Source organism: Nocardioides sp., assembly GCF_036493135.1.
Lineage (GTDB): Bacteria > Actinomycetota > Actinomycetes > Propionibacteriales > Nocardioidaceae > Nocardioides.
This window is the reverse complement of record NZ_DASXQG010000045.1, coordinates 26,074-39,275: the sequence shown is the minus strand read 5'-3', so window position 1 is coordinate 39,275 and position 13,202 is coordinate 26,074. Positions and strand designations below refer to the sequence as shown.

At 70.6% G+C, this 13,202-nt stretch carries 14 protein-coding genes; 11 read left to right on the top strand and 3 right to left on the bottom strand.

Features of this window, described 5'->3' with window-relative positions; genetic code table 11:
• Positions 1 to 35: 35 nt before the first annotated feature.
• From speB to VGJ24_RS07205, 9 genes are all read left to right on the top strand, one after another.
• Positions 36 to 1,037 carry an agmatinase gene (speB, locus tag VGJ24_RS07245; RefSeq protein WP_331499845.1) on the top strand — a complete coding sequence of 334 codons (1,002 nt, stop codon included), beginning with the start codon at positions 36 to 38 and terminating at the stop codon, positions 1,035 to 1,037.
• A complete protein-coding gene (locus tag VGJ24_RS07240; RefSeq protein ID WP_331499844.1) occupies positions 1,038 to 2,666 on the top strand; it encodes an amidohydrolase in 1,629 nt (542 codons plus the stop codon).
• Between the two features lie 108 nt (positions 2,667 to 2,774).
• The gene (locus VGJ24_RS07235; protein WP_331499843.1) at positions 2,775 to 4,208 is read left to right on the top strand and encodes a gamma-aminobutyraldehyde dehydrogenase; all 1,434 of its coding nucleotides are present in this window, start codon (positions 2,775 to 2,777) and stop codon (positions 4,206 to 4,208) included.
• Positions 4,209 to 4,210: 2 nt separating this feature from the next.
• Positions 4,211 to 4,810 carry an MBL fold metallo-hydrolase gene (locus VGJ24_RS07230; RefSeq protein WP_331499842.1) on the top strand — a complete coding sequence of 200 codons (600 nt, stop codon included), beginning with the start codon at positions 4,211 to 4,213 and terminating at the stop codon, positions 4,808 to 4,810.
• Entirely contained in the window at positions 4,807 to 6,021 is a 1,215-nt protein-coding gene (locus VGJ24_RS07225; RefSeq protein WP_331499841.1) for a saccharopine dehydrogenase family protein, read from the top strand. The genes VGJ24_RS07230 and VGJ24_RS07225 overlap by 4 nt, the downstream gene beginning before the upstream one ends.
• Position 6,022: 1 nt before the next feature.
• The gene (locus VGJ24_RS07220; protein WP_331499840.1) at positions 6,023 to 7,072 is read left to right on the top strand and encodes an ABC transporter ATP-binding protein; all 1,050 of its coding nucleotides are present in this window, start codon (positions 6,023 to 6,025) and stop codon (positions 7,070 to 7,072) included.
• On the top strand, positions 7,069 to 8,286 hold the full coding sequence (locus VGJ24_RS07215) for an ABC transporter substrate-binding protein (protein WP_331499839.1): 1,218 nt from the start codon (positions 7,069 to 7,071) through the stop codon (positions 8,284 to 8,286). The genes VGJ24_RS07220 and VGJ24_RS07215 overlap by 4 nt, the downstream gene beginning before the upstream one ends.
• Before the next feature lie 3 nt (positions 8,287 to 8,289).
• Positions 8,290 to 9,189, top strand: a complete 900-nt coding sequence (locus VGJ24_RS07210; protein WP_331499838.1) for an ABC transporter permease — start codon at positions 8,290 to 8,292, stop codon at positions 9,187 to 9,189.
• Entirely contained in the window at positions 9,186 to 9,995 is an 810-nt protein-coding gene (locus tag VGJ24_RS07205; RefSeq protein ID WP_331499837.1) for an ABC transporter permease, read from the top strand. The genes VGJ24_RS07210 and VGJ24_RS07205 overlap by 4 nt, the downstream gene beginning before the upstream one ends.
• Position 9,996: 1 nt before the next feature.
• On the opposite strand, the gene VGJ24_RS07200 is transcribed toward VGJ24_RS07205, so the two are convergent.
• Both VGJ24_RS07200 and VGJ24_RS07195 read right to left on the bottom strand, forming a co-directional pair.
• Positions 9,997 to 11,043 carry an LLM class flavin-dependent oxidoreductase gene (locus tag VGJ24_RS07200; protein ID WP_331499836.1) on the bottom strand — a complete coding sequence of 349 codons (1,047 nt, stop codon included), beginning with the start codon at positions 11,041 to 11,043 and terminating at the stop codon, positions 9,997 to 9,999.
• Entirely contained in the window at positions 11,040 to 12,125 is a 1,086-nt protein-coding gene (locus tag VGJ24_RS07195) for an AraC family transcriptional regulator (protein WP_331499835.1), read from the bottom strand. The genes VGJ24_RS07200 and VGJ24_RS07195 overlap by 4 nt, the downstream gene beginning before the upstream one ends.
• 55 nt (positions 12,126 to 12,180) lie before the next feature.
• On the opposite strand from VGJ24_RS07195, the gene VGJ24_RS07190 reads away from it, so the two are divergent.
• Together VGJ24_RS07190 and VGJ24_RS07185 are read left to right on the top strand one after the other, a co-directional pair.
• Positions 12,181 to 12,432: a DUF4242 domain-containing protein gene (locus VGJ24_RS07190; protein WP_331499834.1), complete on the top strand. Its 252-nt coding sequence runs from the start codon at positions 12,181 to 12,183 to the stop codon at positions 12,430 to 12,432.
• Positions 12,433 to 12,444: 12 nt separating this feature from the next.
• Positions 12,445 to 12,609: a hypothetical protein gene (locus VGJ24_RS07185; RefSeq protein WP_331499833.1), complete on the top strand. Its 165-nt coding sequence runs from the start codon at positions 12,445 to 12,447 to the stop codon at positions 12,607 to 12,609.
• 50 nt (positions 12,610 to 12,659) lie between these two features.
• Here VGJ24_RS07185 and VGJ24_RS07180 read toward each other — a convergent pair whose 3' ends face one another.
• Positions 12,660 to 13,175 (bottom strand): hypothetical protein, encoded by a 516-nt coding sequence (locus VGJ24_RS07180; protein WP_331499832.1) that lies wholly within the window; start codon positions 13,173 to 13,175, stop codon positions 12,660 to 12,662.
• Positions 13,176 to 13,202: the final 27 nt, after the last annotated feature.

Genomic DNA, 13,202 nt, shown 5'->3' with positions numbered 1-13,202 from the left:
GGGCGCCGGATAGGCCCGACTGATAGGAAGTCTCTATGACCCGGTACGGCGCCCAGTTCGGTCCCGAGATCACCTTCCTGGGCGTCCCCGCCGTGGACGTCGAGGACGCCGCGGCCCTGGCGGCGGCCGACGTCGTGGTCGTGGGCGCGCCGTTCGACGGCGGTACGTCGCACCGGCCCGGGACGCGCTTCGGGCCGATGGCCATCCGACAGACCGACTACCTGCCCCAGGACGGCTCCCGGCCCCACCTCGCGCTCCGGGTCGACGCGCTCCAGGACGTCGCCGTGGTCGACATGGGGGACGTCGAGATGCCACCGGGCGAGATCGAGCGGGCGCTGCACGACCTCGAGGACGCCGTGTACGCCGTCGCGTCCGCCGGGTCGGTGCCGCTCGTGCTCGGCGGCGACCACTCGATCGCCCTCCCGGACGCGACCGGCGTCGCGCGGCACCTGGGGTTCGGGCGGGTGTCGATGATCCACTTCGACGCCCACGCCGACACCGGGAACATCGAGTTCGGCTCGCTGTACGGGCACGGTCAGCCGATGCGGCGGCTGATCGAGTCCGGCGCCCTGCGCGGCGACCGGTTCCTCCAGATCGGGCTGCGTGGCTACTGGCCCGGCCCCGAGACCATGAAGTGGATGGCCGACCAGGACATGCGGTCCTACGAGATGACCGAGATCGGCAGGCGCGGGCTCGACACGTGCCTCGACGAGGCGTTCGAGATCGCGATGGACGACTGCGACGCGGTGTTCCTGTCGGTCGACATCGACGTCTGCGACCCCGGTCATGCACCGGGCACCGGTACCCCGGAGCCGGGCGGGCTGTCGTCGCGTCAGCTCCTCGACGCCGTACGCCGGATCTGCCGCGAGCTACCCGTCGCCGGTATCGACGTCGTCGAGGTATCGCCGCCCTACGACCACGCCGAGATCACCGCGTACCTCGCCAACCGGGTCTGCCTCGAGGCCTTGTCGGGCCTGGCCACCCGCAAGGTCGGGATCACCCACGACCCCGCCGGCCCACTGTTGGAAGGACGCTGAATGCCGACCCTGTTCACCGGCGGCTCGGTCTTCGACGGCCACCGCCACCTGCCCGACCACGGCCTGCTCGTCGACGACGGGAAGGTCGTCGCGGTGCTGAGGCCACCTTCTCTCGAGGCCCTCGACCAGCCGGCCGATGTCGTCGACCTGGCCGGCGGGCTGGTCTCGCCGGGCTTCACCGACGCGCACTGCCACCCGATCCAGGGTGGGCTGGAGCGGATGCAGTGCGACCTGACCGACGGCAGCACGCGCGAGGAGTACATCGCGATGGTCCGTGCGTACGCCGCCGGGTTCGGCGGGCCGTGGATCACCGGTGGCGGCTGGGCGCTGGCGGCGTTCCCGGGAGGCACGCCCTCGGCGGCCGACCTCGACGCAGTGGTCGCGGACCGGCCGGTCCTGCTCCACAACCGTGACCACCACGGCGCCTGGGCCAACTCGCGGTCACTCGAGCTCGCGGGGATCACCGCCGAGACGCCAGACCCGCCGGACGGGCGGATCGAGCGGCTCCCGGACGGCAGTCCGCAGGGCACGTTGCACGAGGGTGCCGTGGACCGCGTGGCGGCGCTCCTCCCCGAGCTGTCGCCGGCCGAGTACGCCGCCGGCCTGCTCGAGGGTCAGGGATATCTGTTCTCGCTGGGCGTCACGGCCTGGCAGGACGCGATCGTGGGCGCCTACGCGGGGATGGCCGACACCGGGTCGACGTACCTCGACGCGGTCGCGAGTGGCGACCTGGTGGCCGACGTGGTCGGCGCGCTCTGGTGGGACCGGGAGCTCGGCCTCGACCAGGTCCCCGACCTCGTGGAGCGTCGCCGGACGCAGACGGGCGGTCGGTATCGCGCGACGAGCATCAAGATCATGCAGGACGGCGTCTGCGAGAACTTCACGGCGGCGATGTTGTCGCCGTACCTCGACGGGCACGGGCACTCCACATCCAACGCGGGCCACTCGTTCGTTGCGGCCGACGAGCTCAAGGAGGTCGTCGTCGCGCTGGCGGCCGAGGGCTTCCAGGTGCACGTCCACGCCATCGGAGACCGGGGCACACGGGAGACGCTCGACGCCTTCGCGGCCGCCAGGGACGCCGGCCACTCCGCCGACCTGCGGCACCACATCGCGCACATCCAGGTGGTCCACCCCGACGACGTGCCGCGGTTCGCCGAGCTGGGCGTGGCCGCCAACGCCCAGGCGCTCTGGGCCTGCCACGAGCCGCAGATGGACGACCTGACGATCCCCTTCCTCGGGGACGAGCGGGCGACCTGGCAGTACCCCTTCGGCGGGCTCCACCGCGCGGGTGCCCGGTTGGTGATGGGCAGCGACTGGCCGGTCACCTCGCCCGACCCGATCGCGGCGATCCACACCGCGGTCACGCGCACGTCGTACGACGACCCGCGGGCGCCGTTACTGCCGGAGCAGGCGGTCGACCTGACGACCGCGTTCGCGGCGTACACCGCGGGATCGGCGTGGCTCAACGGCCGCGACCGGATCGATGGCGCCGGCGTGCTCGCACCGGGGAACGCCGCCGACCTCGCCGTCCTCGACCGCGACCCGTTCGCCGGTCCTGTCGACGAGATCGGCGCCGCCCGGGTCGCCTCGACCTGGGTCGGCGGGCGCGCCGTCTTCGACCGCGGCTGATCGCTCGTAGGGACCAGATGGACATCAAGAGCGCGACCTGATCACGAAATCCGTCGGATGGGTCGGCTGGCACTGTCGAATCCGCAGCCGCCTGGTTAGGCTCCCGCCATGGCGGACCAGACCTTCAAGAACGTGATCAACGGGAAGCTCGTCGACAGTGTCTCGGGCGAGACCTACGACATCGTCGACCCCACCACCGGCGGGGTCTACGCGCAGGCCCCTATGTCCGGCGCCGAGGACGTCGATCGGGCGTACGCCGCGGCGGCCGCGGCGTTCGAGTCGTGGGGCCAGACGACGCCCCAGGACCGCGGCAATGCGCTCCTCAAGATCGCACAGGCGATCGAGGACCGGATCGAGGAGATCAACGCGGTCGAGTGCAAGGACACCGGCAAGCCGCTCGGTCTCACCATGTCCGAGGAGATGCCGTACGCGTCCGACCACTTCAAGTTCTTCGCAGGCGCGGCCCGCCTCCTCGAGGGCCGCTCGGCCGGCGAGTACATGGCCGACCACACGTCATGGGTCCGGCGCGAGCCGGTCGGCGTCGTCGGCCAGGTGACGCCCTGGAACTACCCGCTGATGATGATGATCTGGAAGATCGCCCCGGCGCTCGCCGGGGGCAACACGATCGTCCTCAAACCGAGCGACACCACCCCCGCGAGCTCGACCCTGCTCGCCGAGCTGTGCCAGGAGTTCCTGCCGCCCGGGGTCCTCAACGTCGTCTGCGGCGACCGCGACACCGGCCGTCGGCTGGTGGAGCACAAGACCCCGCAGATGGTGGCGATCACCGGCTCGGTGCGCGCGGGCATGGAGGTGGCGGGCTCCGCGGCCAAGGACCTCAAGCGGGTGCACCTCGAGCTCGGCGGCAAGGCGCCGGTGATCGTCTTCGACGACGCCGACATCGAGAGGGCGGCCGGGGGCATCGCCGTCGCCGGCTACTTCAACGCCGGCCAGGACTGCACCGCCGCCACGCGCGTGCTCGCCGGCCCGGGCGTGCACGACGACTTCGTCGCCGCCCTCTCCGAGCAGGCCAAGAACACCAAGACCGGACTTCCCGACGACGAGGACGTGCTCTACGGCGCCCTCAACAACGAGAGCCAGCTGGCCCGGGTCACCGGCATGGTCGACCGGCTCCCCGACCACGCGAACGTCGCGGCCGGCGGTCACCGGCAGGGCAGTGTCGGCTACTTCTACGAGCCGACCGTGCTCGCCGGTCTCCAGCAGGACGACGAGCAGATCCAGGCCGAGATCTTCGGACCCGTCATCACGGTGCAGAAGTTCAGCGACGAGACCGAGGCCCTGCGCTGGGCCAACGGCGTGGAGTACGGGCTGGCGTCGAGCGTGTGGACCAAGGACCACGGCCGGGCGATGCGGATGTCGAAGCACCTCGACTTCGGTGTGGTGTGGATCAACACCCACATCCCGTTCATCTCCGAGATGCCGCACGGCGGCTTCAAGCACTCGGGCTACGGCAAGGACCTGTCGATGTACGGCCTCGAGGACTACACGCGCATCAAGCACGTGATGAGCTACATCGGCGAGTAGCGATGGCCACCGTCGACGTCCTCGTCACCGGGCACGTCGAGCAGACGGAGTCCGGGGACTCGTCCGTGCACCCGACGGTGAGCCTGGTCCGCGACGGCGACCTGGTGATCGTGGTCGACCCCGGGATCCTGTCCGACCCCGGCCTGCTGACCGACGCGCTGGCGGCCCGTGGGCTCACTGCGCGCGACGTCACCCACGTCTTCGTCACCCACCACCACCTCGACCACACGCGGAACGTCGGGATGTTCCCGACCGCGCGCGTGGTCGACGTCGACTCGGTGTACGACGGGTCGCTCTGGCTGTCGCACGACGGCGACGGCCACCACCTGAGCGACGACATCGCGGTGATCGAGACGCCCGGACACGCGCAGGAGTGCGCAGCCCTCGTCGTGGGGACCGACGACGGTACGGTCGTGCTGACCCACGCCTGGTGGTTCGCCGACATGACGCCTGTGCAGGACCCGCTGGCGTGGGACCAGGCGGCGTTGGAGAACAGCCGCGAGCGCATCCTCGGGCTCGCGGACGTCGTCGTACCGGGACACGGGCCGGCCTTCCGGCCACCGAAGACGGACACCGAGCCTCGAGGAGGCGGCAGCACATGAGGATCCTGCTGGTCGGCGCCGGTGGCGTGGGGGCGGCGTTCACGGCGATCGCGGCCCGCCGCGACTTCTTCGAGGCGATCGTGGTCGCCGACTACGACCCCGCGCGTGCCGAGAGGGCCGCCGCCGCCGACGATCGGTACGTCGCGGCGCAGGTCGACGCCTCGGACGCGTCGTCGGTGACGGCCCTGTGCCGCGATCACGCGATCACCCACGTGATGAACGCGGTGGATCCGGTGTTCAACATGCCGATCTTCGAGGGGGCGTTCGAAGCGGGCGCGGACTACCTCGACATGGCGATGTCGCTGTCCAAGCCGCACCCCGAGGCGCCGTACGAGAAGACCGGTGTGAAGCTCGGCGACGAGCAGTTCGCCGTCGCAGACCGGTGGGAGTCCGCGGGCCGTCTCGCGCTGGTGGGCATCGGCGTCGAGCCCGGCCTCTCCGACGTGTTCGCGCGCTACGCCGCCGACCACGACTTCTCCGAGATCGACGAGCTCGGCACCCGGGACGGCGCCAACCTCGTGGTGACCGACGACGCCGGCCGCGAGATCTTCGCGCCGTCCTTCTCGATGTGGACCACGATCGAGGAGTGCCTCAACCCCCCGGTGATCTGGCAGGACGGCGAGTGGCACACCACCGCGCCGTTCAGCGAGCCCGAGGTCTTCGACTTCCCCGAGGGCATCGGCCCGGTCGAGTGCGTGAACGTCGAGCACGAGGAGGTGCTCCTCATGCCGCGGTGGGTCGACTGCAAGCGCGCGACGTTCAAGTACGGCCTCGGCGACGAGTTCATCAACATCCTCAAGGTACTGAACACGCTCGGCCTGGACCGCACCGAGAAGGTCCGCGTCAAGGGCGTCGAGGTCACCCCCCGCGACGTCGTCGCCGCGGTGCTGCCCGACCCGGCCACGGTCGGTCCGCGGATGACGGGCAAGACCTGCGCCGGGCTCTGGGTGACCGGGAAGGGCAAGGACGGGCAGGCGCGGTCGACGTACTACTACCACGTGGTCGACAACGCGTGGACGATGCAGGAGTACGGCCATCAGTGCGTGGTCTGGCAGACCGCGATCAACCCCGTGGTCGCACTCGAGCTGCTCGCGCGCGGCACCTGGTCCGGCGCCGGCGTGCTCGGCCCCGAGGCGTTCGATGCCGTGCCGTTCCTCGACCTGCTCACCGAGTACGGCGCGCCCTGGGGCCGCCGCGAGATGAGCGCCTGACGTGGCCGCGGTCACCGCCGTCGGGCTGAGCAAGCACTTCGGCGAGGTGCGCGCCGTCGACGACCTGAACATCGAGATCGCCGACGGTGAGTTCTTCTCCATGCTCGGTCCCTCGGGCTCCGGCAAGACGACCGTGCTCCGGATGGTCGCCGGGTTCGAGCGCCCGACGAACGGGTCGGTGCTGCTCGGCGACCAGGACGTGACCGCGCTGCCGGCGCACCGGCGAGACGTGAACACCGTCTTCCAGGACTACGCGATCTTCCCCCACATGGACGTGCTCGCGAACGTCGAGTACGGCCTCCGGGTCAAGAAGGTCGATCGCAAGGAGCGTCGTCGCCGGGCCGAGGAGGCCCTCGCCGCGGTGCGGCTCGAGGGGTTCGGCAGACGCCGACCCACCCAGCTCTCCGGCGGCCAGCGGCAGCGCGTGGCGCTCGCCCGCGCTCTGGTGAACCGGCCCAAGGTGCTCCTGCTCGACGAGCCGCTCGGGGCCCTCGACCTCAAGCTGCGCCGAGAGATGCAACTGGAGCTCAAGCAGATCCAGCGCGACGTCGGCATCACGTTCGTGTTCGTGACGCACGACCAGGAGGAGGCGCTGTCGATGAGCGACCGGGTCGCGGTGTTCCGGGACGGTCGGGTCGAGCAGGTCGCGTCCCCGGTCGAGCTCTACGAGAGCCCGGCCAGCTCGTTCGTCGCCGGCTTCGTCGGCACCTCCAACCGGATCGGTGGCGACGCGGCGCGTCGTCTGCTCGGGATGCCGGGAGAGTACGCCGTACGTCCCGAGCGGCTGCGTGTCGTGGCTGCCGGGGAGTCGGTCGAGTCCGGTGAGGTGGCCCTCCCGGGCAGGGTGCGTGAGGTCGTCTACCTGGGTCCGATCACCCACGCCATCGTCGAGCTCGACGACGGCCCGAGCCTGACCGTGTCGCGTCCCAACACCGGGCACGCCTCCGAGCCACCGCTCGCGGCCTCCGACCGACCGGTCGCCGTCGTGCTCCACCGCGACTCACTGATCGCACTCTCGGAAGTGACCGAGGAAACCGAGGAGACAGCATGACCATCACCCGCAGGAAGCTCAGACCGCTCGGTGCTCTGCTCGGCGTCGCCGCTCTGGCGCTCGTGGCCGCATGTGGCACGTCGGCCGGATCGAGCGGCACCGCCACGCCGGGCGCCCAAGGGTTCACGCCACCGGACATCCCGATGCAGAAGTCGCTCGGCAAGATGGAGGGCAAGGTCAACATCCTGGCCTGGCCGGGCTACGCCGAGGACGGCTCCAACGACCCCAAGGTCGACTGGGTGACGCCCTTCGAGAAGCAGACGGGCTGCCAGGCGAACGTGAAGTACTTCGGCACGTCCGACGAGGCCGTGAACCTGATCAAGACCGGCGACTACGACGTGGTCTCGGCGTCCGGCGACGCCACGCTGCGGCTGATCGCCGCGGGCGACGTCGCCCCGGTCAACACCTCTCTGATCAAGGACTACTCCGAGATCGAGCCGTTCCTGAAGAAGCGTGCCTGGAACAGCGTCAACGGCCAGATGTACGGCGTGCCCCACGGCTGGGGCGCCAACCTGCTGATGTACCGGACCGACGACGTGAAGCCGGCCCCGACCAGCTGGGGCGCGGTGTTCACCGACGCGTCGAAGTACCACGGCAAGGTCACGGCGTACGACTCGCCGATCTACATCGCAGACGCAGCGTTGTACCTGATGAAGACCCAGCCCGACCTCGGCATCAAGAATCCCTACGCCCTCGACCAGGAGCAGCTCGACGCGGCCGTCTCGCTGCTGAAGGACCAGCGGCAGAACATCTCGGAGTACTGGTCGGACTACCTCAAGGAGGTGCAGGCGTTCAAGACCGGTGACTCCGTGATCGGCACGACCTGGGAGGTCATCGCGCAGGTTGCGGCCGGCGAGAAGGCGCCGGTGAAGGCGATCCTGCCCAAGGAGGGAGCGACCGGCTGGTCGGACACCTGGATGATCAGCGCGCACGCGGCGCACCCGAACTGCGCCTACGCCTGGATGTCCTACATCACCGAGCCGAAGCCGCAGTCGGAGGTCGCGGAGTACTTCGGGGAGGCCCCGGCCAACGGGCAGGCCTGCAAGATCACGGGCGCGGCGTTCTGCAAGGCCTATCACGTCACCGACCAGGCCTTCTCGGACAAGATCTGGTACTGGACCACGCCGATCTCGCAGTGCCTGGACGGCCGCACCAACGCCACATGCACCAACTACGGCGACTGGACGCAGGCCTGGACCGAGGTCAAGGGGTAGCTCTTGTCCGCACCCACGGCGCCGGCTCCCGCCCGGGCTCCCGAGCCCGGGCGGGCCTCGCTGCTCGGGCGATCTGAGGGGCTGCGCACCGGGCTGCTGCTCCTGCCGCCGATGCTGTGGCTGGGGGTGGCGTACCTCGCTGCTCTCGGGGCGCTGTTCGTCACCTCGCTCTGGGCGCAGAACGACTTCACCGGTGACATCGAGCGGGTCTGGACGCTCGACAACTACCGGCAGCTGTGGGAGGTCCCGGTGTACCGCACCATCGCGTTCCGGACGATCGGGATCGCCGCGCTGGTGACGGTCATCGACGCCGTGCTGGCCTTCCCCATCGCGCTCTACATGGCCAAGGTCGCGTCTCCCCGGGGGCGGCGGCTGCTGGTGATCGCGGTGCTGATGCCGCTGTGGGCGTCGTACCTGGTGAAGGCCTACGCCTGGCGGGGGATGTTCTCCGAGGGCGGCCTGATCGACGCCGTGGGCAAGCCGTTCGGCATCCAGTCCCCGGGCTACGGACTGACCGCCACCACGATCACGCTGGCGTACCTGTGGCTGCCGTACATGATCCTGCCGATCTACGCCGGGCTCGAGCGGGTGCCCGACTCGCTGTTCGAGGCCAGCGGCGACCTCGGCGCGGGGTCGTTCACGACCCTTCGGCGGGTGGTGCTGCCGATGGCCTTTCCCGCCGTGGTGGCCGGCTCGATCTTCACCTTCTCCCTGTCCCTGGGCGACTACATCGCGGTCACGATCGTGGGCGGCGCCGGCCAGCTGATCGGCACGGTCGTCTACGCGAACGTCGGCTCCGCCAACAACCTGCCCTTCGCGGCGGCGTTCGCGACCGTTCCGGTCGTGGTGATGCTCCTGTACCTCGCGGCCGTACGTCGCACCGGCGCTCTGGAGAATCTGTGATCGACCGACGGTCCAGGGCCGCGCTCCGCCTGCTCACCGCAGTGGTGCTCGTGGTGGTCTACGTGCCGCTGGCCTTGGTGGTGATCAACTCGTTCAACGTCGACCGCACGTTCACCTGGCCGCCCAGCGGGCTGACCCTCCACTGGTGGAAGGTCGCGGCGCACAGCAGTGGGGCCCGGCATGCGCTGCTGTTGAGCGTCGAGGTCGCGCTCCTGGCGACCGCGGTCGCGCTCCTGCTCGGGATCCTCGCCGGCCTGGCGCTGCGGCGTACCCGCTTCTTCGGCCGCAATGTCGTGTCGCTCCTGATCATCCTGCCGATCGCCCTTCCCGGCATCGTCACCGGTATCGCGCTCAACAACGCCTTCCGGACGATGCTCGGAGTCGAGCTCGGCTTCCTCACGATCGTGATCGCGCACGCGACGTTCTGCATCGTCACGGTGTTCAACAACGTGCAGGCTCGGCTCCAACGCATCGGGCCGTCCCTGGAGCAGGCCTCGGCCGACCTCGGTGCCGGGTCGTTCACGACGTTCCGGCTGGTGACGTTCCCGATGCTCCGCTCGGCGCTGCTGGCCGGCGCGCTGCTCGCGTTCGGGCTCTCGTTCGACGAGATCGTGGTGACGACGTTCACCGCCGGGCCCCAGGAGCAGACGCTGCCGATCTGGATCTTCCAGAACCTCTTCCGCCCCAACCAGGCGCCGGTGGTGAACGTCGTGGCGGCCGTGCTGGTGCTCGTGTCGGCGATCCCGATCTACCTCGCCCAGCGACTCTCGGGGGACGTGGTCTCCGGAGCGGCCGCGGCGCATTGAGTCAGAGCGCGTCGGCGAGCAGTCGGAGCGTCTCTTCGCGGTGTGGGGCGCGGTCCAGCGGAGAGCCCTCGTGCGCGCCGGCGACCGGGTTCAGCATCACCTCGTCGACGCCGTACGTCGCGGCCAGGTCGACCACCTGCTTCGCCGCCTGCTCCGGCGTCGCGACCACCCAGCGTTCGCTCATCTGCTCGGCCAGGGCGCGGTGCTCCTCGGGCAGCCCACGAGCCTCGGCCTCCTCGATCGTCGGCTGAGGGGTGAGCGGCTGGCCGGTCCGGAGCGCGACCATCGTCAGCAGGTTGGGCAAGGCACGTCGGTCTGCCTCGTCCTGCGTCTCGGCCACGACCGCGTTCACCGTCAGGAAGGTGTGTGGCTTGCGATGGCGCTCCGACGGCTGGTACTCCGAGCGGTAGAGCTCGAGCGCCTCCGCGGTCCCACGGCCGGAGAAGTGGTGGGCGAAGACGTAGGGCAGTCCGCGCGCCGCGGCGAGCCGGGCCGAGAAGTCCGAGGACCCGAGCAGCCAGAGGTCGGCCGCTGACTCCGCCCGCGGGGTGGCCCGCAGCGCCTGGACGCGACCCATCACCTGCATCGCCACCCCGTCGGCGGACATCATCGCGACGATGTCGTCGACGTACTGCGGGAAGTGGTTGACGGCGTCGTCACTCACTCCGCCGGCGCCGTGCCGGAGCGCGACGCTCGTGAGCGGGTCGGTGCCGGGCGCGCGGCCGATGCCGAGATCGATCCGACCGGGGTACGCCGCCTCCAGCAGCGCGAACTGCTCGGCCACCACGAGTGGCGCGTGGTTGGGCAGCATCACGCCGCCCGAGCCGACCCGGATCCGCTCGGTCTCGGCCGCCACCAGGGCGACCAGCACCGGTGGGTTGGTCGCCGCGACGGCCGGCATGTTGTGGTGCTCGGCCAGCCAGTACCGGCGGTAGCCGAGCTCGTCGGCGACCCGAGCCAGCGAGCGGGTGGCCGCCAGGGCCTGGCCGGTGGTCTGGCCGCTGCGCACCGGGACCAGGTCGAGGACGGAGAGAGCGGGGGAGGTCACTCGGGGGCAACGCCGGCGGACGGGTCGGCCATTCCGGAAGCCCGAAGGGGGTGCTGGACACGCCACTGCGCCGGCGGGGCGCCACTATGGCGCTTGAACGCGCGGCTGAACGCCTCCTCCGCGTCGTACCCGACCCGGCGGGCGATGGCCGCCACCCCGAGGTCGGTGGAGGTCAGCAGGTCCTCGGCCAGGTGCATCCGCCACTCGGTGAGGTAGCGAATCGGGGAGCGTCCGAGCACCTGCCGGAACCGTTCGTCCAGCCCGGACCGCGACACCACCGCGACGCGGGCCAGGTCGGAGACCGTCCACTTGCGCTCCGGCGCGGTGTGGATCGCGGACAGCGCCGGGTTGAGGATCGGGTCGTGCAGGGCCGCCAGCCAGCCGTGGTCGGCAGCCGGTGCGGTGGCGAGGTGCTGTCGCAGCACCTCGACGAGCAGCATCTCGGGCAGCCGGGTGTTGATCGCATCGGGTCCGAGGGGGGAGGCGTCCGCCTGGGCCAGCGCGAAGTCGATGTTGGCACGCACCCACCCTGCTCCGGTGGTGCCCTCGGGGCGGACGACGAAGGCGGGCGGGAACACCCGGAGCGCCGGGTCGAAGAGCACGTCGTCGCTGTGCAGGTAGCCGCACACGACGTCGGTCTGAGCGCCGTCGCGACCGTGCCGGAGGAGCGGCATCGTGTTCCACGGCGGGGGCTCGAGGAAGGTCAGCAGCGGGACGACCTCGCTCGCGCCGACCCCGCCCATGGTGTGCTGGTCGCCGTACGGCAGCACGATCACGTCTCCGGCTGCCGCCCAGTGCTTCTCCTGCTCACCGACCTGCACCCAGCACGTGCCGCTGGAGACGAGGTGGAAGAGGACGACCCGCTCCGTGCCGGGTCGCAGGATCGCGGCGGTCGCCGGCCCGGACAGCGACTCGTAGGCCCACGGCTCGCGGTACTCCGCGCGCAGGAAGATCGCGCCCTCGAGGCGCAGTCGCCGCAGGGCGGAGTCGAAGGGGTCCGGGAGGGACGGGTTCCACGGGGTCTTGGCTGCCCGATCAGTCGCCTCGGTCACCTGGTCATGGCCGGCAGACGGGCGCTGCACGAGGCTCATGGTGGCACAGCGAGAGTCGCCGTGCCTTCGAGAAAAGGAGCATCACATGGCGCTGTTCATGGATGTGCACACGATGGGTGGTCCGGTCGGCCTGACCGATGTCGAGCAGGCGCACGCGGCGGACCTGAGGACGCAGCAGCGGTACGGCGTGAGCTACCTGCGGTACTGGGTCGACCAGGAGCAGGGGAAGATCTTCTGCCTCGTGGAAGCACCCGACGCCGACGCCGCGGTGAGCGTCCACCAGGAGGCGCACGGCCTCGTGGCGGATGCCATCTTCGCCGTCGCGGAAGGGTCCTGAGGTCATCGACCGATGGACCCGATGCTGGAGGACCTGGCGCGAGCCACGGTGGCGGACCGCCTGGCGGCGGCCGAGGGCGTACGACGCGGCCGTCGCGTTGCCGCTGCCGGTCACAAGGCACGCCGGGCCCGGGACGCCGCACGCCGTGCGTCCCTGGCGCTCGCGCGGGCGGAGTGACAGGGCCGGGTACGACGACGCACGTCGTACCCGGCCCTGGTTCGTCCGGATCAGGCCTGGGGGCCCTTGGTCCGGACGTCGGCGACCTGGCTCATCGCCCCGCGCAGCTCGGTGAGCCAGTCGTCCTCGTGCTGGGCGACCAGGCGGACGCACCACGCGAGCGCGTCGGCCCGCGACCGCGCGACGCCGGCGTCCACCAGGGTGTCGAGCACCTGGCGCTGGGGCTGACGCAGCCGAGTCATGGTCGGGGCGGCCAGGTGTGTGAAGAGCTCCTCGTGGCCGCCGACCGTCACCCCCCAGCTGACCGTGCGCTCGTACCGGCGCTGCGCTTCCCGGGCGATCGCCATCCGCTGCTCGCGAGTCTCCTCGCGGAACGCGCTGGCCCGCCCGGCTCGGGCCTCCTCGGTCTCCGCGTCGCTCTCGCCCGCCTCGACGTCGGGGATCTGGAGGGTCACCACGATCTCGTCGCGGTCGATGCTGATCTCGGCAGGGGCGTCCTGCCAGTCCGCGGGCAGCCGGCCGGAGAACCAGCCGCGCACCCGCTCCCGTGCCTCATCTGTAATCATGTAATCGAGATTACAGCGCGCGTCAAG